Source organism: Bradyrhizobium sp. USDA 372 (genome assembly GCF_053629095.1).
The window spans coordinates 5,900,818-5,923,675 of the sequence record NZ_JBRJHR010000001.1 but is presented as its reverse complement, the minus strand read 5'-3'; the positions used below and the strand labels follow the sequence as shown (position 1 = coordinate 5,923,675).

Here is a 22,858-nt window from a genome sequence, read left to right as displayed (position 1 = left end):
AGGCCGCCAGCACGTCATTGCGAGCGCAGCGAAGCAATCCAGAATCCCTCCGCGGAAAGACTCTGGATTGCTTCGCTGCGCTCGCAATGACGGCGTCGAGAGCGCTCGTCGCATAACGGGAGCGCGCCACGCGACTAGGCCATCCGCGCATCAGGCCCTATAACCCGCCCGAAAACCACGCGAGGAACCACATGTCTGAAGCTCAAATCACGGATTGGCTGGCGTCGCAGAAGCAGGCGATGATCGACCTGCTCCGCGACGTCGTGAACATCGATTCCGGCTCCTACGACAAGGAAGGCGTCGATACGGTCGGTGCGCGGTTCGAGCGGCATTTTGCCGAGCACGGCATTCCGTTCCGACGCGAGGCCAACGCCACCTTCGGCGACGCGATCCATGCCGAGGTGGCAAAGCCCGGCAGCAACGAAAAGCCGGTGCTGTTGATGGGGCATCGCGACACCGTGTTCGGCAAGGGCGAGGCCGGGCGGCGGCCGTTCACGATCCGGGATGGCCGCGCCTATGGACCGGGTGTCGCCGACATGAAGTCCGGCCTCGTCATGAACGTGTTCGTGGCCACCGCCTTCCACAAATTCGGCAGCTCACCGCATCCGATCAAGGTGCTGATCACCTCGGACGAGGAGATCGGCTCGCCCTCCTCGCGCCCGGTGATCGAGCGCGAGGGACGCGCGGCCCGCGCGGTGTTCAATTCCGAGCCGGGCCGACCCACGGGCAACGTCGTCACCGGGCGCAAGGGCGGCATCTTCATGCACATGGCCATCACCGGCAAGGCCGCGCATTCCGGCGCCAATTTCGCCGCCGGCGTCAGCGCCATTGGCGAGCTCGCGCACAAGATCGTGCAGATCCACGCGCTCACCGATCTCGACAAGGGCATCACGCTCAATGTCGGCCTCGTCTCGGGCGGGCAGTCCGTCAACACGACGGCGCCTTACGCGGAAGGGCAGATCGATCTGCGCTATGTCGATCCGGCCGATCGCGCGCGGATCATGGCTGCGATCGAAAAGATCGTCGCGACCTCCTCCGTGCCGGGCACCAGCGCGACGTTGTCGATCAAGGGCGAGTTCGTGCCGGTGGTGCAGAGCGCGGAGTCGAAGGCCCTGTTCGAGGGCTATCAGGCGGCCGCAAGGCAGGTGGGCCTCACCACGCTGCAGGGCGAGTTCTCCGGCGGCTGCGCCGATTCCGGCTTCACCGCCGCGGTCGGCACGCCGACCATCTGCGGCCTCGGCCCGGTCGGCGGGCTCGCGCACACGCCGGAGGAATATCTGGAGATCGACAGCATCGTGCCACGCGCGCAGGCGCTGGCGCTGGCGATTCTAAGGGGGTGATTGCCGCAACCGCGGTGCCGTAGGGTGGGCAAAGGCGCACTTGCGCCGTGCCCACCATCTGGCTTCGCTGGGTAGAAATGATGGGCACGCTTCGCTTTGCCCACCCTACGAGACTACGAGACCGTTACGAATAACTCGGCGCGTCCGGCTTGCGGAAAATGTGGATGGGATCGCCCGGCACGATCGGAGAGCCGGAGAACATCGCATAGGCGTAGAGCGCGAGATAGGCGATCGCGAGCGCGCCGATGGCGTAGAAGGCCCAGGTCGCGATGCGCTTCATCGTTCCGCTCCAATGCCGACCCGGCGGGACGGCTCCAGGCGCTTCTAGAGCGATGAGGCGGAAAAGACCAGCCTTGCGCGAGGCGCGCCGTCGGCGATCAAATGCCGCGCCGGCCGCGCGCGGGAAGACTGACATCGGCGAGCCTGGCCGCGTCTTCGTCCTGATCGACCGCCACGTACTGGCCGTGCCAATAGGCCAGCGCGGCGGTGCGGGTCGAGCTCCTGATGTCCCTGACACGGCCGATGACGATGCCGTGCGAGTGGCGCTCGACGATCTCCTCCACTTCGCAATCGAAGGCCGAGAGCGCGCCGACCAGCAGCGGAACACCCGAGACTGCCGTCACCCATTGGCTGCCTGCAAAGCGATCCGCGCCCTTCAGCCCGCCCTTGCCGGCAAAACGCTCGGCAATGTCGAGCTGGTCGGCATTGAGGATATTCACGCCGAAAGCGCCGTGGCGGCGGATCAGCGGAAACGACGAGGCGTCGCGGTTGATGCTGACCAGCAGCGTCGGCGGCTCGACCGACAGCGAGGCCACCGAGGTCACCGTCATGCCGGTGATGTCCTTGCCCCGCCCGGCGGTGATGACGCTGACGCCGCCGGTGAGGTGGCGCATGGCGCCGCGGAAATCGGCGGACGAGACGGGAATTTCGGTCATGAGATCGCGGGGCACTACATTCATGGCGTTGCTCCCCAGAAGCGGGGTTCCCTTTATCTAGGTACGATCGTCCGCTGACAACAGGTGGCTCAGGATCGAGCCTTCGAGGCCTGCCAGCTCGGCCGAGCCGCGCTGGCGCGGCCGGGCGGCGTTAACCGTGACGTCATGGGCGATGCGGCCCTCCTCGATGACCAGCACACGGTCGGCCAGCGCGACCGCCTCGGCAACGTCGTGGGTGACCAGGATCGCGGTAAAGCCCTGGTCGCGCCAGACCCGCTCCAACAGGCGCTGCATCGAGATGCGGGTCAGCGCATCCAGCGCGCCGAGCGGCTCGTCGAAGGCGAGCACGCGTGGCCGGGAGACCAGCGCACGGCCGAGCGCGACGCGCTGCTTCTGGCCCCCTGAGAGCACCGAGGGCCATTGGTCGCGCTTGTCGGCGAGGCCGACCTCGATCAACGCCTTCTCGGCGCGCGCATGCGCATCGCTGGAAGCACGATCGCGGCCGAGGCCGACCTCGACATTGGCGAGCACGCGGGCCCACGGCAACAGCCGCGGCTCCTGGAACATCACGCGGATGTCCTCGGGCTGGATCTCCTGACCGAAGCTGATGCTGCCGGCATCGATCTTCTCCAGCCCGGCGATCAGGCGCAGCAGCGTGCTCTTTCCGCACCCACTTTTTCCGACGATCGCGACGAACTGGCCGGCGGGAATGTGAAGGTCGATGCCGCGCAGCACCTCGTTGTCACCGAACGATTTGCGCAGGCCGCGGATGCTGAGCGGCAGGCCGCTGGCCTGAACTCGGCGTTCTTCTTGCCGCTCCTCGCGCGCCACGCGGGCGTGAGGCGCGAAATTGGCGCGGCTGGCGAGCTCGGTCTCGGGAAGAGAGGTACGAAGCGCTGTCTGCATGTGATTCCCAGTATTTTCGCTCAACGTTTCTGGAAGGCGGGGTGCCAGGAGAGCGTCAGGCGCTCCAGCACCCGGGAGGCGCTGTCGGCGAGCTTGCCGAGCAGGGCATAGATCAGGATCGAGAGCACGACGACGTCGATCAGCATGAACTCACGCGCCTGCATCGCCATGTAGCCGAGGCCCGAAGAGGCCGCGATGGTCTCGGCGACGATCAGGGTCAGCCACATGATGCCGAGCGCGAAGCGGATGCCGACGAAGATCGAGGGCAGCGCGCCCGGGAAGATGACGCGGCGGAACAGTTCGCCGTCGGTCATGCCGTAGATGCGGCCCATCTCGATCAGCTGCGGATCGACGGTGCGGATGCCGTGCAGCGTGTTGAGGTAGATCGGGAAGAACACGCCCAGCGCCACCAGGAAGAGCTTTGCGCTCTCGTCGATGCCGAACCAGAGGATGACCAGCGGGATCAGCGCCAGATGCGGCACGTTGCGCACCATCTGCAGCGTGGTGTCGGTCAGCTTGGCCGAGAGCTGCGACAGGCCGTTGGCGAGGCCGAAGGCGAAGCCGATGCTGCCGCCGATCAAGAAGCCGATCGAGGCGCGCCAGAACGACACCCAGATGTTGCGGACGAGCTCGCCGGAAAGCAGCAGCTTCCAGCCGGAGAGCACGACGTCGCTGGGCGCCGGCAGCACCCGCGTCGGCACGAAGCCGGTCACGCTCGCGACCTGCCAGGCTGCGATGATGGCGAGCGGCACGATCCACTGGATCAGGCCGTCGACGCGCGGCAGGCGGATGCTGCGCGGAAGCGAAATGCCGTCGATGAGGCTCATGATTGCGACACCCGGTGCTGCGGACGGAAATCGCTGCCGACCGTCTCGCCGAACGGACCGCCGTTGAAATGCAGCTTGGTCACGTTGGAAGGCTGCTCCAGCGCAAGCAGCGGGAACACCAGCTCGGCGAACCGATAGGCTTCCTCCAGATGCGGGTAGCCCGACATGATGAAGGTATCGATGCCGAGATCCTGATACTCCTTGATGCGGGCCGCGACGGTCTGGGCGTCGCCGACCAGCGCGGTGCCGGCGCCGCCGCGGACGAGGCCCACGCCGGCCCACAGGTTCGGGGCGATCTCGAGCTTGTCGCGCTTGCCGCCATGGAGCTGCGCCATGCGTTGCTGGCCGACCGAATCCATGCGGGCAAAGTTCTTCTGCGCCAGCGCAATGGTGTCGTCGCTGACATGCTTGATCAATTCGTTGGCCGCGCGCCAGGCTTCTTCATTGGTCTCGCGGACGATGACGTGAAGACGGATGCCGAAGGAGAGTCTTCGGCCGCGCGCGCTCGCGACCTCCCTCACCTTGGCGATCTTCTCGGCAACGAGCGCCGGCGGCTCGCCCCAGGTGAGATATTTGTCAACGGTGTCGACGGCGACGTCGATGCCGGCATCGGAGGAGCCGCCGAAATAGAGCGGCGGGCGCGGCGACTGCACCGGGGGAAACAGCAGTTTGCCGCCCTCGATATGGAAGTGCTTACCCTCGACGTCCACCGTCTTGCCGGCGAGCAGGTCGCTGTAGACGTTGAGGAACTCGCGGGTGACCTCGTAGCGCTCGTCGTGAGCGAGGAAGATGCCGTCGCCCTTGTTCTCGACGGGATCGCCGCCGGTGACGACGTTGACGAGCAGCCGGCCGTTCGAGATGCGATCGAGTGTCGCGGTCATGCGCGCGGCAACGCTCGGCGATTGCAGGCCGGGACGAACGGCGACGAGATAGCGCAGCCGCTCGGTGAACGGCGCGACCGAGGAAGCGACGATCCAGGAATCCTCGCAGGACCGCCCGGTCGGCAACAGCACGCCGAAATAGCCGAGCTGATCGGCGGCCTGCGCGATCTGGCGCAGATAGTTGAAGTTGACCTCGCGGCCGCCGATGCCGGTGCCGAGATAGCGGCCGTCACCATGGGTCGGCAGGAACCAGAGGATGTTGGCGTTGGATTGGCTCATCGATGTGCCCCTAGCCGTAAGTCGTGCCGACAGCGGCGGCGACGATGCCGATCGAGAGCACGATGGCTGCGATCATGCGTTGAACGATACGCCTCATGTTCAGACCTTTGGAAATGGGAAGAGTTGTCGGCACGGTCAGGCTGCCGGGTTGCGCCAGACGATGTCGCGGATATGAATCGGCTTCGGGATCAGGCCGAGCTTGTAGAAGCGGTCGGCGACGCCCTGCTGGGTCGCGACGATCTCGTCGGTGACCGGACCGATCACGAAGTTTGCGCGGTTGGCGGCGACGTTCTGGATATCCAAGGGAACGCCGGTGATCGCGGCGAGCGATCTGGCGACCTCGTCGCGATGCTGCTCGGCCCATTTGCCGGCCGCAGCTGTGACCTCGACGATCTGCTGCAGGATGGCACCGTGGTTCTTCGCGAACTCGCGGTTGGCGATGAAGAAGGAATTGGTCTTGGTGACCTCGCGCGCATTGATCAGGATGCGGCCGTTCTGCTTGGTCTCGCCGATCGCGAAATACGGATCCCAGATCGCCCAGGCCTCGATGCTGCCATTGGCGAAGGCGGGCCCGGCGTCGGGCGGCGTCAGGTAGACCGGCGTGACGTCGGCATAGGTGAGGCCCGCCTTCTCCAGCGTCTGCACCACGACGTTGTGGGCGCTGGAGCCCTTGGTGAAGCCGATGCGCTTGCCCTTGAGGTCGGCGATGTCGCGGATCGGCGAATCCCTGGGCACCAGGATGCCCTGGCCGTTGGTGATGGGCTGGCCGGCGGCGTAGACGATCGCCGCGCCCGCGGCCTGGGCAAACACCGGCGGGGAATCCCCGACCGCGCCGAAATCGACGCTGCCGACATTCATCGCCTCCATCATCGGCGGCCCCGAGGAGAACTCGATCCATTTCACCTCGATGCCTTGCGACGTGAAATGTTTTTCCAGGGCGGCCTGCTGGCGCGTGATGACCAGCACGCCGGTCTTCTGATAGCCGATGCGAATTTCCTTCACCGCGCCTTGCGCGATCGCAGGGGATGCGAACGCAGCGGCGGCCGCAGTTCCAACCGTCAGCTTCAGAAAGTCTCGACGCTGCATTCCACTCTCCGGGCCACGCGCGGCCGTGATCATTCACGTTTGCGGAATGATGGTGCGGGCCGTCAGAAGTGTCGAGACGTCCGGGAAAATAGCGATGCGAGCACTGCGAGTTCATGCTGCGCGCGTGATCAATCTTTCAAGCGGCGAGGCGAATGAGGATGGAATTTTTCTGCACGCGAATGTGAGAGCTGCACGGATTTTGTCCAGGCCAGACGAACGGAACACAAAAAGTCGCAAAACAACCCCATGCACAGTAGCCGGGGCGCGCGAAAACAATGACTTACGTATTATCCGAAGCACGTTTGACCCGTCGGGCAAAACAGGAGCAGAATGGCATGATCTGCGGATCAAGGGCTGAGGTGTGAAGCCCCCTCTCCCACTGTCATTCCCCGCGAAGGCGGGGAATCCAGTACGCCGTGGCCCATCGATTCAACCACAACTGTCTCGGAGTACTGGATCGCCCGGTCAAGCCGGGCGATGACACCGAACGTGTGACGCGCCACGTGCCCCAAGCACGACCGGCCTATTGCCCCCATCTCACCGGCAGATTCTGCAGCCCGCGGAAGGCCCAGCCGCCGATCCGCACCTCCTCGTCCTCGGCGATCTCGATGCGCCCCGCGCGCGCGAACAATGTCGGCAGCGCGACGTCGGCGATCATGGCGCGCGAGGCGAAGGCGCCGGCGCAGAAATGCGGGCCGGCGCCGAAGGCGACGCTCTTGGAGGTGTCGCGCCGCACGTCGAACTGATCGGCGCGCTCGAAATGCTTCTCGTCGCGGTTGGCGGAGCCGAACATCAGGAATACGCGCTCGTCGCGCTCGAACGAGACGTCGCGAATGGTCCAGGGCTTGGCGATGCGGCGCGGCGACATGCCGATCGGCGAGATCCAGCGGGCATATTCCTCGAAGGCCTGCAGCCATGACACCTCGCCGCGCAGGACCAGATCGAGCTGGTCGGGATGGGTCAGCAGCGCCCAGACCGTGCCGGCGATCGCCTTGCGCGGCTCGTTCTGGCCGCCTGATATCGCGAGTTTTACATTCGCGCGCACGCTCTCCATCGGCATGCCCGAGCTAAGGAGCACGCCGAGAATGCTCTGGTCCGTGTTCTTGCGCATCACCGGCAGGATGTCGTCGATCGCGGCGTCGATGCCCGCGGTCGCCGCATGGCAGCGCGCCTCGACCTCAGGGTCGCCGGCATAATTGGCGATGCCCTCGATCATGCCTTGCGACCACGCGTCCATGTCCTGAAAGCCGATATTGGTGAGGCCGGTGATCGACTTCAGGCATTCGCCGGAGAACGGCAGCGCGAAGTCGCGCATGAGATCGATCCGGCCCGGTTCGAGCGAAGCGATGATGCGATCCGCATGGGCCTGGAACTGGGCGGTCCAGTGCGCCTTCACCGTCTTCGGCGAGACCGTCGGAAACATCGCGCGACGCTCGACGAGATGCGCTTCGCCGTCCTTGCGCATCATGTTGTGGCCCATCAGCCGGTTCATCAGGCCGGCCGGCTGGTGCGACGAGAACACGTCGATCTGCTTCTCGGAGATCGAGATGTCGTCGCGGCTGGTCAGCAGCGTCGAGCCGAGCTGCGGCACGAACGCGATCGGCGCCTCCTTCCGCATCCGGGCGAGCATCGGATAGGGATCGGCCCAGAAGGCGGCCGGGTCGATGTCGATGCGCGGCGCGGTGCTCAAGCTTCGCTCCCTTGTCGTCTCCTTGATGCCAAGGCTAGCGCCTTCGCGAGCCGCCGTCTGTCCCCAGCGATTGGGACGGGCGGCCTCGGGGGGCGTACCTTCAAGACCAAAGTACGCGCGGGCGAGACAGCGAGGTCCGCATTGCCCACAACGGCGGATGCTGAAGATGCATAGGCGGACTTCGTTAAGGGCCATTTTCAGCCCCTTGCACCGCAGCAAATGGCTTCCTTATTCGATGACCTCGTCGGCACGCGCAAGCAGCGTCGGAGGCATTTCGAGGCTCAGGGCGCTGGCGGCCTTCAGGTTGATCACCAGGTGGAATTTGCTGGGCCGGTAGATTGGGATGTCGCCCGGCCTGGTCCCGTTGAGAACCTGGTGGACATCAACGGCAAGTCGTTCGGCAAGCTCACCGAGATCCGGCGCATAGCTGATCAGCCCACCCGAATCCGCATAGTCGCGGAAGGGATAGATGATCGGAAGATGAAGTTTCCCGGCTAGCTCGGTGATCGAGGCGCGTCGTGCCAAAAAGCTGCCGCTCGCGTCAACCATGGCAGCGTCGAACCGCTGTGACGTCAACTCGGCAAAGGTCCGTCGGAGTTGCTCATCGTTCACCTCTGGAAGGAAATTCCAGCTCAGCACGATGCCCAGGGCCTGCCCTGCCTTCTGAAGCGACAATCCCAGGGGAGTATCCATCAAGGTACGCGACGATGTCAGGTAAGCGACCTTAGCGGCCGCGGGCATCGCCTCCTTCAGGATTTGCAGGCGCTTCGCGATGATTTCGTAACCTGCATCGATGCTGACGCCCGTCAGGTTGCCTCCGGGATGCGCGAGGTTCGCAACCAATCCTGTCGCGATCGGGTCTCCCATGATCGCGACAATCGGTATCGTTGTCGTGGCCGCGGCGAACGCTTCGATCAGCTCGTTAAGATTTACAACGATCACTTGCGGATCGCTGCCAACGACGGCAGCGGCGAGAGACGTAAAGTGCTGGGAGCGCCCCTCGGCTGAATAACGCTGGACGACGATATTGCTGCCTTCGGCATAACCGAGCTTACGCAGCGTTTGATAAAACCGCCGCACCCAGAAGGGGCCAGCAGTCTCGGTCAGCTGATCAGCAGGGATACCCGAATGAACCAACGCAATGCGGTGTTGCCGCCGCGCCTGCTGTGCTCGCCCCGCGAGCGGCCAGGCCGCTGCCGCACCGCTCACAAGCGTGATGAACTGCCGTCGCTGCATCGCCAATCCCGATGCTCCCAACCCGAGCGTAAGCAATATTTGGCGCAGGTCCAAGCGGCGGATATACGCACCCTTGCATCAAAGCATATCGGTGTCCACGAACGTCGGTACGCTCCCGTCAGGGCCTGGCCGAGCTCGACGGGTTCGGCCCATCGTGTATCCTTGTCTGCCTTCTACTCAGATGGCAGCTCCGGCCAGCAAGAAAACGCCGCCAAGCGCGACCATCACAAGTCCAGGCCAGTTCGATTTGACGCCGAAGCCGCTACCGGGCCTTTCAGGCTCCAGCGTATCACTCCCGGAGCGAAGCCACTTCCCACCGCTGAACCGGCCTCGCCAAATGGGCTGATACGCCATTTGGAACACGCCTCCGAAAACAAGGAGCACTCCAAGCAATATGAGAGTCATGCTCACCTCCTCTACCCGCGAACGCCGATAGGTTGCGGCGCCGAGAACCGTGGCCCATTCAACGTCTGCCCGCGGAATCAGACCGACCTTGAAAGCCGCCGGGCGGACCAGCGCGCTGCACGCAGGCTGGAGATCGCGCTCACCGAAGCTCAGACTATGTCCAAGCATCCTGCCTAGTCCTCGTCCGGCTCGCGCACGACCGCCGGTTCGTCGGTTTGGTTTTCTTCATCGTCTTGCTCGTCCTCATCCTCTTCGTCGTCATCAGGATCTCGGGGCGGCATCGTGTTGGTCATGACCGCAAAGACATGCCGGTCGGTCCCGGCGGTAACCAGCTCAGGAAGCAGGGTCATGTTGTTGCTCCTCGGATGTGACCTGGGACACTCTGTCCCTATTCGGCGGAGCAGACACGAAACGCCCCGCCAACGGCCCGCTGGAGCCCGGATCACCCGGGCCTCCAGGTCCTGAGATCGCGCGACGCTGGGATAACGCAATATCTCTCAAATAGTTGAAATATGAACATGATTTCTGCTAGGCGTCTATTGATGCCCACCCGGGAAATAGTAGCAATTGAGTTCCGCTGAATCGGGTTGGTATCAAGGGCCTTGGACGAGCAAAGCACGAACGCTCCTGCAAAGATGCACGCCGTGCGTCTGAAAGATCGGTCGAATCTGATGGGTCCAGCGCAGCAATGACGGGCATCGATTTCGAGCAGATCGTGGACCGCATCCACGAGGCAGCGACCGTTCCGGAGCTCTGGCCTGATGTCCTGGAGCAAATCGCACATGCCGCGGGCGCGCATGGCATGGTCATGATCACCACGGACTCCGATCAGTGGTCCGGTGTCTGGAATGGTGTCGTGACGTCGCCGTCGATCCGCGAGGCCTTCTCGGCGTTCGTGCGTAGCGACCTCTCCAGCCGGACGGAGACGACGCCGAGACTCCTGGCGCTTGATCATCCCGGCTTCGTCGGCGAGCAGGAGGTGTTTTCGCCGGAAGAATGGGACCGCGATCCATATCGGGTGGAATGGAACAAGAAGTGGGGATTCGAGCATGCTTGCGCGACGGCGGTCCGCAGCCCGTCCGGTGAGATCATCGTCTTCCACATGGAAAGACTGGCCGGCCGGCCCGCCTTTTCGCGGCAGGACCTCGATTTTCTCGACCGCTTTCGCCCCCATCTCGCGCGGGCGGCTTTGCTGTCGACGCGCTGGCGCCTCACCCGGATGCGGGCGGCAACCGAGGCGTTGTCGCTGGTCGGCCTACCGGCCCTCGCGATCACGCGCTCCGGGCGGGTTCTGGCCGCCAACGCCTTGATCGAAGCCATGACGGATGTTCTGCAATGGCTGCCGAAGGACCGGATCGCCATCAGGGACCGCGCGGCCGACACCCTGCTGCGCGCCGGCCTTGCTCAACTCGATGCGCCGGACAAGGTCGTGTGCTCCTTCGCCGCGCGCCGCACCAGCGATCTCGATCGGGTGGTCCTTCATCTCGTTGCGATGCCGGGCGAAGCCCGCGATCTCTTCGATGGGGCGGTTGGCCTTCTCATCGCGACACCGGTCGCCGCCTCGCAAGCACCGAGCCTCGCCCTCATTCGTGGCCTGTTCGATCTCACCCCGAGCGAAGCGCGCGTTGCGCGCGGAATTGCGCAAGGACAGACGATCGGCGACATCGCCGCGCATCACGGACTCAGCCGCGAAACCATCCGCACGCAGGTCAAGGCCGTCCTCGCCAAGACGGGAACGCGGAACCAGAAGAGCGCAGCTGCACTCTTCGGCGCGATCCCCAAATTGCCGCTGAGGGACTGACGCCAGACTTGTCGCCCGTGACTCGTAGCAGCGGCCTGCGCGCACGCCTCGTCCTTCGAGACGGCGCTGACGCGCCTCCTCAGGATGAGGCTCATCGGCTTCAGTTCTCGTTGAAACTGCTGCCGCGAACTCTATCCTCATCCTGAGGAGCCCGCCTTAAGCGGGCGTCTCGAAGGATGGCCGCAGGGAAAAGCTCTGCAACAGCCTGCCCCGGCAGGAGCAAGCTCCGCTTCACCCAAATGGGTGAAGACACAGGCCGACGCTCCGGGTTCAACTCCGCCCAAATTGGATCTCTGGCGAGAAGCGGCGGCGATGGCGGGACCGGAATTTCCGATTTTCGAGATGACCCTGGCGCAGCGCAGGCGCAGGAAATGGAACTGGAGCGTCTGCACCGTTCAAGGGGCGGTCGTGATGCAGGGCCGGGAATCCAGCCGAGCGGCCGCAAAGTACCGGGCCGAACGAGCGCTTTTCATGCTGCTGCTCACCGCGCCCTATCGTTCGCGACTTTCCGCATAGCAAGGCGCTCGTCGAGCGCTGCAGGGTTGCCGACGCCTTAGTTCATGCTGCGCGTCAGCAGGCGCAGCACGATCGCAAACAATTCGCTCTGCGACGAGATGCCGAGCCGTTCATAGGCGCGCTTGCGGTAGGTCAGCGTCGAATGCAGGCTGATGCCGAGCGCTTGCGAGATCGCCTCTGAGCTGAAGCCTGTGAGGATGCGGCGGCAGACCTCCTGCTCGCGCGGCGTCAGCGCGGAGAGCGGCGCGCGCGTGGCGAACAACGCGGCGATGTTCTGGTCGGGTGTCGCGGTCTCCGCCTGCTGGAAATGGCGGGCGACGCTGGCTGCGATCGCCGGCGCGATCGTCCCGAGCCGGTGGCGCTGGGCGGCGCTGAAGCGGCCCTGCGCGGCGATGCGGTAGAAATTGACGTAGAAGCAGGTATCGCCGGCCCAGATCGCGGTCGCGCATTTGTCGACGATGCCGGAATCCTGGAAGAAGATTTTTCGGTAACGCGCCCCGTACATGCGCGGCGCGAAGTGGGGCAGCATGATCGGCGCGCCGCCCTCGCCTTCGAACAGCGCGTCGCGGTTGGGGTCCGTTTCGTGAAACTGGCCGGCATAGGCGGCGCCGAGATCGCCGCCGATCGGGATGTTGCCGGCATCGAGCAGGCAGCTTGCCGCGCCGGCCCGGCTCAGCGCGAACACCATGCAATGGCCGACGTCCGCCTGCCGGCGCAGCGTGTCGATGAGAACGTTTGGAAAATTCGAGCGGCCGATGGCGAGCACCGCGGGCGTGACATCGCCGGCCGCAAAGCCTGAACCTGTCCCGTTGGGTGGCATCGCTCTCTCCCGGTCGCCTTCCTTATGGCTTGTGCCGATTTGTAGCAGCAGCTCTCGATGGCGTGAATGACTCATCTTTCTCGGGGTCTTCCGGCATAGAGCCAGTGAGGTTCGTCGGGCTAACCGGTTCCGCCTGGAGGAACAAGTGCGGTGGCCCCGCCTTGTCCAACCGATGAGATCAGCCGTTTGTCGGCATTCGGTTGCCTATCGAAGGAGGAGTCATGCGAATTCTCCTCGTTGGCGGTACAGGGTTTCTCGGCTCGGCGATCCACGCCAGGCTGTCGGCCGATGGCTACGAATGTATGTTGGTGTCGCGCCACCCGGCAGCAGAGCGCGATCGGCGCCATACCAGCCTCGACGTCGCCCGCACAACCGATCCCTCGCAATGGAAGGGCGTCCTTGCGGGCGTCGATGCGGTGATCAACCTGGCCGGAGCGCTCCAGGGACGGGATCTACACGGGGTTCATGTCGCCGGAAGCGCGGCACTCTACAGCGCCTGCGAAAGCGCAGGCGTCCGCCGCGTCGTCCTGTTCTCGGCCATCGGCAGCAATGTCGATGCCCCCAGCGATTTTTCTCGTACCAAGCGGGAAGGCGAAGCCGCCTTGATGGCGCGCGACCTCGATTGGGTCATCCTGCGCCCCTCCGTCGTGATCGGCCGCGCCGCCTATGGCGGCAGCGCGCTGTTGCGAGGGCTGGCGGCGCTGCCAATTCTGCCGGTCATGCCCGACACGGCGGCGATTCAACCGGTGCATCTCGACGACGTCGTTGAGACCGTGCTGTTCTTTCTGCAGCCGGGCGCGCCTTGCCGCATCGCCATCGATCTGGCCGGCCCACGGCAGATCGCCTTCAGCGACGCGGTCGGGCTGTTTCGGACCTGGCTGCGCTGGAGGCCGGCGTACCGCCTGCAGCTGCCATCCTGGGCAGCTTCGGTTGCTTTCCGCGCGGGGGACGTTGCGCAGATGCTGGGATGGCGAACGCCCATCAACACGACGGCACAGGCGGAAATGCGCCGCGGTGCGACCGGCGATCCCGAGCCCTGGCGTCGATTGACCGGCACTCCACCGCGCGATCTCGAAGTGGCGCTCGCACGCGAGCCTGCGTCGGTGCAAGAACGATGGTTTGCACGGCTGTATACGCTCAAGCCGCTGATCTTCGGCGTCTTCGGCGCGTTTTGGATCGCCACAGGCATCATCTCGCTGAGCGCGGGCTGGAAGATCGGCATGTCGTTGCTGCTTGAAGGCGGGCTGCAAGGGAACGTCGCGGCGCTCGTCGTTACCGCGGGCGCGCTCGCCGACATCGTCATCGGCCTTGCCATTCTCTGGCGGCCTCTGAGCCGCTACGGACTCTGGGCAGCACTGATCATCTCGCTCACCTATGCCGTGATCGGCACCGTCCTGGTGCCGCGGCTGTGGGCCGATCCGCTGGGACCGATGCTGAAGATCTGGCCGGTGATCATGCTCAACCTGGTCGCCATGGCGATCCGGGAGGATCGCTGATGCTCTATCTCCTCGTGAAGATGGCGCACATCATCGGCGCTGCCGTCCTGCTCGGCACCGGGGCCGGCATCGCCTTCTTCATGCTGGTGGCACATCTGCGCGGCGACCCGCGCGAAATCGCGGGGGTCGCGCGGACGGTGGTGCTGGCTGACTTCCTGTTCACGGCGAGTGCCGTGATCCTGCAGCCAATCACCGGGACATGGCTCGCTTGGTCCAGCGGGTATTCCCTCGGCGACGGCTGGGTGGCGGCGTCGATTGCACTGTATCTCGTGACCGGCGCCTTCTGGCTGCCGGTGGTGTGGATACAGATGCAGATGCGCGATCTCGCCGTCGCGGCGGTCGCGAGCAAGAGCGAGCTGCCCGCCTGCTATCACCGTCTCTTCCGATGGTGGTTCGCCTTCGGCTTTCCGGCTTTCGCGGCCGTGCTGATCATCTTCTGGCTGATGATCGCCCGTCCGGCCATTCCATTCTGGGATTAGATCGGCGCCTTCCAGCTTGATTGGCTTCTCATTGCGCCTGCTTCCAAATGACCGGCGCCGGATTCGGCAAGCTTCAGGAACAGAACCGGACCGGCCGAGTTCGACCTGTTTGGCGCTACATACAATGGAGTTACACGATGAGCCGCGGAATGCCGTCGATGACCGCACTTCTCGGACTGCTCGCAATCGCGGGATATCAGAATCGGGACAAGCTGGCGGAGTTGCTCAGAGGTCCGGGGGCCGGATCCCTCGAACCGTCCAGCGGCCAACAACCGCTTGGCGGCCTGCTCGGAAACCTGACGGGCATGCTGAGCGGGGCCGGGGTTGGAGGACTATTGCAGGGAGGAATTGGCGAGCTGCTGGAGAGATTCAACCAAAACGGCCACGGTGATGCAGCCCAGTCGTGGGTCGGCACGGGGCCGAACAAGGACATCTCGCCCCCGCAATTGCGGGAAGCGATCGGGCCCGACGTGCTGGACAAACTCGAGAAGGAGACCGGGCTTTCGCAAGAGGAAATTCTCGCGAGGCTCTCGCGCGAGCTGCCGCAGGCGGTCGACAAGTACACGCCCGAGGGGCGTCTGCCGAGCTGACGGCCTCGTCATTGTCGCCATTGATCAGGAGGAGTGGAGAATGGGCATTATTTGGACGATCATCATCGGCTTTATCGCGGGCATCATCGCGAAATTCATCATGCCGGGTGACAATGAACCCTCCGGGTTCATCCTCACGACCATCCTGGGCATCGTCGGTGCCTTCGTTGCCACTTACCTTGGCCAGGCCCTAGGCTGGTACCGTCCTGGAGAGGGTGCCGGGCTGATCGGAGCGGTCGTCGGCGCCATCATCGTCCTCTTTGTGTATGGTCTGTTCGCCGGACGACAACGGCGCGCGATCTGAAGAGCAGCAGGCCGGCCCGGTCGGTGGCGACCTGCGTGCGAGCCGATGAGACCTGCCTAAATCCCAGCGGGCGAAGGGGCGCGCCATTGATCGCAGCCCCTTCGCTTTCTTCGTCTCAAGGAGACTTCACCCCGGCACGGGCAGCTGCTGCAGCAGCGCCAGGAAGCAGGGCCTGTCGTTGCTTACACGCTACCCCGCCGCCGCCTTCGCGGGGGCCACGTTGATCGCCAGCTTGCCGTAGCGATCGGTGAAGGCCTCGGTGTCGATCTCTTCCAGCTCGATCTCGCCGCTCATCACGCCCTGCTTCCAAGCCGCCTGCGCCGGATCGTCCTGGAACTCCGGCATCACCTCGCGGCCGAACAGCTCGAGCGATTCGCAGATGTGCTCGTGGCTGTTCTTGCCGGCCTGATTGAGCAGGATGACCTGGTCGATATGCGAGGACTGGAAGCGCTTCAGCTTCTTCCGGATCGTCTCGGGTGAGCCGATCAGGCCGCCGCGCAGCGCCGCCTCCTGTGCTTGCGGATTGTCGCGCTTCCACTTGTTGTACTCGTCCCACATGTTGACGGTGTAGGGCGCAGGCCGCTGGCGGTTCTGCGCGGCGCCGTAGAAGCGCAGCGCGAACTGGAAGAAGGTGGCGCCGTCGGCGCGCGCACGCGCCTCCTCGTCCGTCTTGGCGCACATGAAGAACGAGACCAGCGCCATGTTCGGATTGATCTCGTAGTCGGCGAGCTTGTGCAGGCGCTTGGTGATGGCGTTGTAATAGGCGTGCACCCAGGCGTGCGCGGCATCGGCGCTGACGAACTGGAAGCCGAGCGCGCCGAAACCGTGGCGGCCGGCGCGCTCGATGGTCGGCAGCTGCGAGCAGGCCATCCACAGCGGCGGGTGCGGCTTCTGCACCGGCTTCGGCACCACATTGCGCAAGGGGATGTCGAAATACTTACCGTGATGCTCGCTGCCGGCGTCCTTGAACATCGGGAAGATCGCCGCGACCGCCTCCTCGAACACCTCCTTCTTGGTCTCCATGTCGCGACCGAACGGCTCCAGCTCGGTGATCGAGGCGCTCTCGCCCATGCCGAACTCGCAGCGGCCGTTCGAGAGCAGATCCAGCACCGCGACACGCTCGGCGACGCGCGCCGGATGATTGGTGGTGAGCTGGAGGATGCCGTGGCCGAGCCGGATGTTCTTGGTGCGCTGGCTTGCCGCAGCCAGGAACGATTCCGGCGAGGGCGAGTGCGAATATTCCTCGAGGAAGTGATGCTCGACCACCCAGGCGTGGTCGTAGCCGAGCTTGTCGGCGAGTTCCATCTGCGAGAGCGCATTCTGGTAGAGGGCGAGCTCGTCGCCGGCCACCCAGGGCCGCGGCAGCTGCAGCTCGTAGAAGATGCCGAACTTCATGGCGTTGCTCTCTCCCGCTTGTTCTTGTTGAGCTCATCTTAATGGGTGAGGCGAAGCTGTCTACGCAGTGGCAATTCCGCTGCGCGGGAGAATGATTTCGTCGCCCGGCCTGCGGGGCGGGGCTCGTCTTGCCCCGGGCGCTGCGACATCCGCGCAAGCGGCAGGTTGATCCAGATCAACGCCGTGGCGGCCCGGATGCATCAGAAGTGCAGCAAGGCAACGGCCCGGATGCCGTCCCGATTCCCATCCCATCCCGAAGAGACCGAATATGTCGGCCCCTGACGACACGACGTCGCGCGTGCGCCGTAAGCGCATGGAGATTTTTGCGTTCCTGTTCCTGACCGCCATCGTGATGCCCGTCCTCGCGGTCGGGACGGTCGGCTCCTATGGGCTCGGCGTCTGGATCTACCAGATGTTCGCCGGCCCTCCGGGCCCGCCACCCTCCCCGCATTGATCCGCTCAAAGCGAAAGACAGGCATCATGGCCCAAGCCACATTCAAAAGCGCCAAGCTCAACCGCCGCGCCCTGATCACCGGCCGCGTGCTCGCCGCCGACCGCATCGTGACGCCGCCGGGCGCCGAGATCGCCAGCATCATCGTGCAGGCGCGGCCCGAGCGCCTTGCCGAGCTGGAAGCGGAGATCGCGGCGCTTCCCGGCTGCGAGATCCATGCGCGCGATGCGCGCGGAAAGCTCGTCGTCGTCGCCGAAGCGCCGGATGCCGGCAGCCTCGGCACCATGCTCAACACCATCCAGTCGCTGCAGCACGTCTATTCCGCGGCGCTGGTGTTTCATGCCATCGAAACGACTTAAGGGCCGGAGAGCCAACATGACATCGCCGAAGCTCGACCGCCGCCAGATGCTCAAGCTCGAGGCCGCCGCGATCGCCGCGGCCGCCGCCGGCCTTCCCGCGCCGGCGCTCGCCGCCAACCTCGCCGCCGAGCGGGAGGTGAGCGAACTGAAATGGGACAAGGCCGCCTGCCGCTTCTGCGGCACCGGCTGTTCGGTGATGGTCGCGACCAAGGACAACCGCGTCGTCGCCACCCACGGCGACATCAAGGCCGAGGTCAATCGCGGCCTCAACTGCGTCAAGGGCTACTTCCTCTCCAAGATCATGTACGGCCACGACCGCCTGACGCAGCCGATGCTGCGCAAGACGAACGGCAAGTACGACAAGAACGGCGACTTCACGCCGGTGTCCTGGACCGAAGCCTTCGACATCATGGAGCTGAAGTGGAAGGAGGCGATCAAGAAGCGCGGGCCGAACGGCGTCGCCATGTTCGGCTCCGGCCAGTGGACGATCTGGGAAGGCTATGCCGCGTCAAAGCTGTTCAAAGCCGGCTTCCGCACCAACAACATCGACCCCAATGCGCGGCACTGCATGGCCTCGGCCGTCGCCGGCATGATGCGCACCTTCGGCATCGACGAGCCGGCCGGCTGCTATGACGACATCGAAGCCACCGACGCCTTCGTGCTGTGGGGCTCCAACATGGCGGAGATGCACCCGATCCTGTGGACGCGCATCGCCGACCGCCGGCTGTCCGCGCCGCATGTGCGTGTCGCCGTGCTCTCCACCTTCGAGCACCGCTCGTTCGACCTCGCCGACATCGGCATGGTGTTCGTGCCGCAGACCGACCTCTACATCCTCAACGCCATCGCCAACCACATCATCAAGACCGGTCGCGTCAACAAGGATTTCGTCGCCGCGCATACCGCGTTCAAGCGCGGCCAGACCGACATCGGCTACGGATTGCGGCCGGAACACCCGCTGCAGAAGAAGGCGACCGGCGCTGCGAAAGCCAACGACTCCACCGACATGAACTACGACGAGTTCGTCAAGTTCGTCTCGGAATATACGCTGGAGAAGGCGGCGCAGATGTCGGGCGTGCCGCTGAACCGGCTCGAAGCACTGGCCGAGCTCTATGCCGATCCGAAGACGAAGGTGGTCTCGTTCTGGACCATGGGCTTCAACCAGCACACCCGCGGCGTCTGGTGCAACAACCTCGTCTACAACATCCATCTTCTGACCGGAAAGATCTCCGCGCCCGGCAACAGCCCGTTCTCGCTGACGGGCCAGCCCTCAGCCTGCGGCACCGCGCGCGAGGTCGGCACCTTCTCGCACCGCCTGCCCGCCGACATGGTGGTGACCAACAAGGCGCATCGCGACCATACCGAGCAGATCTGGCAGTTGCCCGAAGGCACCATTCCGGACAAGCCCGGCGCCCACGCCGTGCTGCAGAGCCGGATGCTGAAGGACGGCCTGATCAACGCCTATTGGGTCCAGGTCAACAACAACCTTCAGGCCGGCCCCAACGTCAACGAAGAGACCTATCCGGGCTTCCGCAACCCCGACAATTTCATCGTGGTCTCGGATGCCTATCCGACCGTGACGGCGCTCGCCGCCGACCTGATCCTGCCGACCGCGATGTGGGTGGAGAAAGAAGGCGCCTACGGCAATGCCGAGCGGCGCACGCAATTCTGGCACCAGCTCGTCACCGCGCCGGGCGAAGCCAAATCCGATCTCTGGCAGCTCATGGAATTTTCAAAACGCTTCAAGATCGAGGAGGTCTGGCCCGCGGAGCTGATCGCCAAGAAGCCGGAATATCGCGGCAAGACGCTGTTCGACGTGCTCTACAAGAACGGCCTGGTCGACAAATTCCCCGTGACGGAGATCGAGCAAGGCTACGCCAACGAGGAAGCCAAGGCGTTCGGCTTCTACGTGCAGAAGGGCCTGTTCGAGGAATATGCCCAGTTCGGCCGCGGCCACGGCCACGACCTCGCGCCGTTCGACACCTATCACAGGGAGCGCGGCCTGCGCTGGCCCGTCGTCAACGGCCAGGAGACGAAGTGGCGCTTCCGCGAAGGCAGCGACCCCTACGTCAAGCAGGGCACCCGCGTGCAGTTCTACGGCTATCCCGACGGCAAGGCCCGCATCTTCGCGCTGCCCTTCGAGCCGGCGGCGGAATCGCCCGACAACGAATATCCCTACTGGCTCTCGACCGGCCGCGTCCTGGAGCACTGGCATTCCGGCACCATGACGCGCCGCGTGCCCGAGCTGTTCAAGGCCTTTCCCGAAGCCGTCTGCTTCATGCATCCGGACGATGCGCAGGACATGAAGCTGCGACGCGGCGACGAGGTGAAGGTGGTCTCCCGCCGCGGCTTCATCCGCGCCCGCCTCGAGACGCGCGGCCGCGACCGGCCGCCGCGCGGCCTCGTGTTCGTGCCGTGGTTCGACGAATCCAAGCTGATCAACAAGGTGACGCTCGACGCCACCGATCCGATCTCGCTGCAGACCGATTTCAAGAAATGCGCCGTGCGCATCGAGCGGGTGAACATGTCATGATGAAACGATCCGCAATCGTCCTGCTCGCCTTCGCGGTCGCAGCGGGCACGGGCTCGCTGACGGCGCAGACCGTGACCTCCGGCCTGCGCGGCCCGACCCCGCTCAACGACGAGGGCCCGGCGCCGCCGATGCTGCCGAACCGCAACACCTCCGAGAAGGAGGTGCGCAACTATCCGGAGCAGCCGCCCGTCATCCCGCACAATATCGACGGCTATCAGGTCGACCTCAACGGCAACAAATGCCTGTCCTGCCACGCGCGGGCGCGCACCGCCGAGTCGCAGGCGCCGATGGTCTCGATCACGCACTTCATGGATCGCGACGGCCAGTTCCTGGCTTCGGTCTCGCCGCGCCGCTTCTTCTGCACCGAATGCCACGTGCCGCAGAACACCGCCAATCCGCCGGTCAGCAACGACTTTACCGACATCGACACGCTGCTGTCGCGTGCAAGTCCGGGTGGCCGGCGATGACGACGACTGCTGACGAGCCCAATGCGGAGCTGAAGGCCAAGCGCGGCTTCATCGCGCGCAGCTGGGCGTTTCTGCTCGAGCTCTGGCAGGTGCTGACTCGGCCGAGCTCGGTGTTCGCCCTCGGCACCCTGGTGCTGGCCGGTTTCGTCGCCGGCGTGATCTTCTGGGGCGGCTTCAACACCGCGCTGGAAATCACCAACACCGAAAAATTCTGCACCGGTTGCCACGAGATGAAGGACAACGTCTACGCCGAGCTGAAGTCGACCATCCACTTCTCCAACCGCTCCGGCGTGCGCGCGACCTGCCCGGACTGCCACGTGCCGCACAACTGGACCGACAAGATCGCGCGCAAGATGCAGGCCTCCAAGGAGGTCTGGGGCAAGATCTTCGGCACGATCGACACGAGAGAGAAATTTAGGGATCATCGGCTCGAGCTCGCCGCGCATGAATGGGCGCGCTTCAAGGCCAATGATTCCCTGGAATGCCGCAACTGCCACAGCGCCGATTCCATGGACATCACCAAGCAATCGCCGCGGGCCTCGGTGGCGCACCAGCGCTTCCTGTTCACCAAGGAAAAGACCTGCATCGACTGCCACAAGGGCATCGCCCACCAGCTGCCCGACATGCGCGGCGTTCCCGGCTGGCAGTAGGGGCGGCCTGTTGAGCTCAGGCTCGCTTATAGCGGGGCCCGAGCAAGCGCCTCGTCCTTCGAGACGACCGCTTTCAGCGGTCTCCTCAGGATGAGGCTGAGCGGCATCTTCGCCTGCCGAAACTGCTGCCACACGCTCCGCCCTCATCCTGAGGGCCCGCCAAAGGCGGGCGTCTCGAAGGATGGGCCGCGGGGGAACGGCCTCCCTACGCTTGAACGGGCGGGGCGAATGGTTAGTTTCGGGGGGAAGGCGAATCGCCTCATTCGCCGCTCCCTCAAGACAGACATGGCCACTTTCACCCCGCATCAGGATGCTGCGCTCAAGGCCGTCGGCGATTGGCTCAAGGCCAGGCCGGGACGAGGCGACACGCCGCCGGTGTTCCGCCTGTTCGGCTTTGCCGGCACCGGCAAGACCACGCTGGCGCGGCACATCGCCGAGGGCGTCGACGGCGAGGTGAAGTTCGCCGCCTTCACCGGCAAGGCGGCCCTCGTCATGCGCAACAAGGGCTGCGACGGCGCCTCCACCATCCATTCGCTGATCTACCGCGCCCGCGAATCCGGCGAGGAGCAGCCGAGCTTCGAGTTGTGGGACGATGCGCCGGCCTCGAAAGCGAAGCTGATCGTGATCGACGAATGCTCGATGGTCGATGCCGAACTGGGTCGCGACCTGATGTCGTTCGACTGTCCTCTCCTCGTGCTGGGCGATCCCGCGCAGCTGCCGCCGATCCAGGGCGGCGGCTTCTTCACCAACACCACACCCGACGCGATGCTGACCGAGGTGCATCGCCAGGCCCAAGACGACCCGATCGTGCGGATGTCGATGGACGTGCGCGAGGGCCGCGAGCTCGACATCGGCCGCTACGGCGAGAGCGAGGTGGTGTCGCGGAAGGAGCTCGACCCCGATCGCGTCATGGGCGCCGACCAGATCCTGGTCGGCCGCAACAACACGCGCCGCGCCTACAACATGCGGGTGCGCCAGCGCCAGAACATCGAGGATCCGTTTCCGGTCGCCGGCGACAAGCTGGTGTGCCTGCGCAACAACCGCAAGAAGGGCCTGTTCAACGGCGGCCTGTGGCGCGTGAAGTCGCGCAACACCTCGCGCTCGAAATCGCGCATCCTCTCGATGCGGCTGTCGCCGGACGAGGATTTCGGCCACAAGGTGACCAAGGTCTCGGTGCGCGCCGATTGCTTCGAGGGCGGCGTCGAGCAGATCGCCTGGGAGCAGCGCAAGCCCTATGACGAGTTCGACTACGGCTACGTGCTGACCGTGCACAAGTCGCAGGGCTCGCAATGGGACGATGTCGTGCTGTTCGACGAGAGCTTTGCGTTCCAGGATTCGCGGGCACGGTGGCTGTACACGGGGATCACGCGGGCGGCGAAGCGGTTGAGCATCGTCGTCTAGATTCCGCTGCCGTA

The 22,858-nt window shown here is 64.8% G+C and carries 25 protein-coding genes; 13 read left to right on the top strand and 12 right to left on the bottom strand.

The features are described from left to right. Nucleotides 1-191: 191 nt before the first annotated feature. Nucleotides 192-1,340 carry a M20 family metallopeptidase gene (locus AB7M16_RS27725; protein WP_172784666.1) on the top strand — a complete coding sequence of 383 codons (1,149 nt, stop codon included), beginning with the start codon at nucleotides 192-194 and terminating at the stop codon, nucleotides 1,338-1,340. A gap of 124 nt (nucleotides 1,341-1,464) precedes the next feature. On the opposite strand, the gene AB7M16_RS27720 is transcribed toward AB7M16_RS27725, so the two are convergent. From AB7M16_RS27720 to AB7M16_RS27675, 10 genes are all read right to left on the bottom strand, one after another. Next, nucleotides 1,465-1,620, bottom strand: coding sequence for a hypothetical protein (locus AB7M16_RS27720; protein ID WP_172784667.1), 156 nt, complete (start codon nucleotides 1,618-1,620; stop codon nucleotides 1,465-1,467). Between the two features lie 97 nt (nucleotides 1,621-1,717). Then, nucleotides 1,718-2,299 carry a flavin reductase family protein gene (locus AB7M16_RS27715; protein ID WP_260382186.1) on the bottom strand — a complete coding sequence of 194 codons (582 nt, stop codon included), beginning with the start codon at nucleotides 2,297-2,299 and terminating at the stop codon, nucleotides 1,718-1,720. Nucleotides 2,300-2,332: 33 nt separating this feature from the next. After that, nucleotides 2,333-3,181, bottom strand: a complete 849-nt coding sequence (locus AB7M16_RS27710; RefSeq protein ID WP_212254340.1) for an ATP-binding cassette domain-containing protein — start codon at nucleotides 3,179-3,181, stop codon at nucleotides 2,333-2,335. Between the two features lie 20 nt (nucleotides 3,182-3,201). Continuing rightward, nucleotides 3,202-4,008 (bottom strand): aliphatic sulfonate ABC transporter permease SsuC, encoded by an 807-nt coding sequence (gene ssuC, locus AB7M16_RS27705; protein ID WP_453945634.1) that lies wholly within the window; start codon nucleotides 4,006-4,008, stop codon nucleotides 3,202-3,204. After that, entirely contained in the window at nucleotides 4,005-5,168 is a 1,164-nt protein-coding gene (ssuD, locus tag AB7M16_RS27700; RefSeq protein WP_260382185.1) for an FMNH2-dependent alkanesulfonate monooxygenase, read from the bottom strand. The genes ssuC and ssuD overlap by 4 nt, the downstream gene beginning before the upstream one ends. 10 nt (nucleotides 5,169-5,178) lie before the next feature. Continuing rightward, complete coding sequence (locus AB7M16_RS27695; RefSeq protein WP_283813578.1) at nucleotides 5,179-5,301, bottom strand: hypothetical protein; 123 nt, start codon at nucleotides 5,299-5,301, stop codon at nucleotides 5,179-5,181. A gap of 2 nt (nucleotides 5,302-5,303) precedes the next feature. Then, the gene (locus tag AB7M16_RS27690) at nucleotides 5,304-6,254 is read right to left on the bottom strand and encodes a sulfonate ABC transporter substrate-binding protein (RefSeq protein WP_453945633.1); all 951 of its coding nucleotides are present in this window, start codon (nucleotides 6,252-6,254) and stop codon (nucleotides 5,304-5,306) included. Nucleotides 6,255-6,777: 523 nt separating this feature from the next. Continuing rightward, nucleotides 6,778-7,944, bottom strand: coding sequence for a cytochrome P450 (locus AB7M16_RS27685; protein WP_453945632.1), 1,167 nt, complete (start codon nucleotides 7,942-7,944; stop codon nucleotides 6,778-6,780). A gap of 228 nt (nucleotides 7,945-8,172) precedes the next feature. Continuing rightward, a complete protein-coding gene (locus AB7M16_RS27680) occupies nucleotides 8,173-9,180 on the bottom strand; it encodes an ABC transporter substrate-binding protein (protein ID WP_453947274.1) in 1,008 nt (335 codons plus the stop codon). Nucleotides 9,181-9,758: 578 nt separating this feature from the next. Beyond that, nucleotides 9,759-9,935 (bottom strand): hypothetical protein, encoded by a 177-nt coding sequence (locus AB7M16_RS27675; protein WP_260383841.1) that lies wholly within the window; start codon nucleotides 9,933-9,935, stop codon nucleotides 9,759-9,761. A 338-nt stretch (nucleotides 9,936-10,273) separates the two neighbouring features. On the opposite strand from AB7M16_RS27675, the gene AB7M16_RS27670 reads away from it, so the two are divergent. Both AB7M16_RS27670 and AB7M16_RS27665 read left to right on the top strand, forming a co-directional pair. Continuing rightward, nucleotides 10,274-11,386, top strand: a complete 1,113-nt coding sequence (locus tag AB7M16_RS27670) for a helix-turn-helix transcriptional regulator (RefSeq protein WP_453945630.1) — start codon at nucleotides 10,274-10,276, stop codon at nucleotides 11,384-11,386. A gap of 312 nt (nucleotides 11,387-11,698) precedes the next feature. Beyond that, complete coding sequence (locus tag AB7M16_RS27665) at nucleotides 11,699-11,902, top strand: hypothetical protein (protein WP_172784677.1); 204 nt, start codon at nucleotides 11,699-11,701, stop codon at nucleotides 11,900-11,902. 37 nt (nucleotides 11,903-11,939) lie between these two features. Here the strand turns inward: AB7M16_RS27665 and AB7M16_RS27660 are convergent, their stop codons facing one another. Further along, complete coding sequence (locus tag AB7M16_RS27660; RefSeq protein ID WP_453945629.1) at nucleotides 11,940-12,722, bottom strand: helix-turn-helix transcriptional regulator; 783 nt, start codon at nucleotides 12,720-12,722, stop codon at nucleotides 11,940-11,942. 221 nt (nucleotides 12,723-12,943) lie between these two features. On the opposite strand from AB7M16_RS27660, the gene AB7M16_RS27655 reads away from it, so the two are divergent. The 4 genes from AB7M16_RS27655 (at nucleotide 12,944) to AB7M16_RS27640 (ending at nucleotide 15,591) form a co-directional block, all read left to right on the top strand. Then, entirely contained in the window at nucleotides 12,944-14,218 is a 1,275-nt protein-coding gene (locus AB7M16_RS27655; RefSeq protein ID WP_453945628.1) for an SDR family oxidoreductase, read from the top strand. Then, nucleotides 14,218-14,697 carry a DUF2269 family protein gene (locus AB7M16_RS27650; RefSeq protein WP_453945627.1) on the top strand — a complete coding sequence of 160 codons (480 nt, stop codon included), beginning with the start codon at nucleotides 14,218-14,220 and terminating at the stop codon, nucleotides 14,695-14,697. The genes AB7M16_RS27655 and AB7M16_RS27650 overlap by 1 nt, the downstream gene beginning before the upstream one ends. 137 nt (nucleotides 14,698-14,834) lie before the next feature. Next, nucleotides 14,835-15,287, top strand: coding sequence for a YidB family protein (locus tag AB7M16_RS27645; protein ID WP_172784681.1), 453 nt, complete (start codon nucleotides 14,835-14,837; stop codon nucleotides 15,285-15,287). A gap of 40 nt (nucleotides 15,288-15,327) precedes the next feature. After that, on the top strand, nucleotides 15,328-15,591 hold the full coding sequence (locus tag AB7M16_RS27640; RefSeq protein WP_172784682.1) for a GlsB/YeaQ/YmgE family stress response membrane protein: 264 nt from the start codon (nucleotides 15,328-15,330) through the stop codon (nucleotides 15,589-15,591). Between the two features lie 189 nt (nucleotides 15,592-15,780). Here the strand turns inward: AB7M16_RS27640 and AB7M16_RS27635 are convergent, their stop codons facing one another. After that, nucleotides 15,781-16,986 carry an LLM class flavin-dependent oxidoreductase gene (locus tag AB7M16_RS27635; RefSeq protein WP_453945626.1) on the bottom strand — a complete coding sequence of 402 codons (1,206 nt, stop codon included), beginning with the start codon at nucleotides 16,984-16,986 and terminating at the stop codon, nucleotides 15,781-15,783. Nucleotides 16,987-17,254: 268 nt separating this feature from the next. Between AB7M16_RS27635 and napE the strand changes: the two genes are divergently transcribed. The 6 genes from napE (at nucleotide 17,255) to AB7M16_RS27605 (ending at nucleotide 22,844) form a co-directional block, all read left to right on the top strand. Continuing rightward, complete coding sequence (gene napE, locus AB7M16_RS27630) at nucleotides 17,255-17,440, top strand: periplasmic nitrate reductase, NapE protein (RefSeq protein WP_018318384.1); 186 nt, start codon at nucleotides 17,255-17,257, stop codon at nucleotides 17,438-17,440. Nucleotides 17,441-17,466: 26 nt separating this feature from the next. Then, nucleotides 17,467-17,796 carry a chaperone NapD gene (locus tag AB7M16_RS27625; protein WP_260382178.1) on the top strand — a complete coding sequence of 110 codons (330 nt, stop codon included), beginning with the start codon at nucleotides 17,467-17,469 and terminating at the stop codon, nucleotides 17,794-17,796. Between the two features lie 16 nt (nucleotides 17,797-17,812). Then, nucleotides 17,813-20,326: a nitrate reductase catalytic subunit NapA gene (gene napA / locus AB7M16_RS27620; protein ID WP_453945625.1), complete on the top strand. Its 2,514-nt coding sequence runs from the start codon at nucleotides 17,813-17,815 to the stop codon at nucleotides 20,324-20,326. Then, the gene (locus tag AB7M16_RS27615; RefSeq protein ID WP_260382177.1) at nucleotides 20,323-20,793 is read left to right on the top strand and encodes a nitrate reductase cytochrome c-type subunit; all 471 of its coding nucleotides are present in this window, start codon (nucleotides 20,323-20,325) and stop codon (nucleotides 20,791-20,793) included. The genes napA and AB7M16_RS27615 overlap by 4 nt, the downstream gene beginning before the upstream one ends. Next, nucleotides 20,790-21,443, top strand: coding sequence for a NapC/NirT family cytochrome c (locus AB7M16_RS27610; protein WP_172784687.1), 654 nt, complete (start codon nucleotides 20,790-20,792; stop codon nucleotides 21,441-21,443). Before AB7M16_RS27615 ends, AB7M16_RS27610 begins: the two co-directional genes overlap by 4 nt. Nucleotides 21,444-21,728: 285 nt before the next feature. Beyond that, entirely contained in the window at nucleotides 21,729-22,844 is a 1,116-nt protein-coding gene (locus AB7M16_RS27605) for an ATP-dependent DNA helicase (protein WP_453945624.1), read from the top strand. Nucleotides 22,845-22,858: the final 14 nt, after the last annotated feature.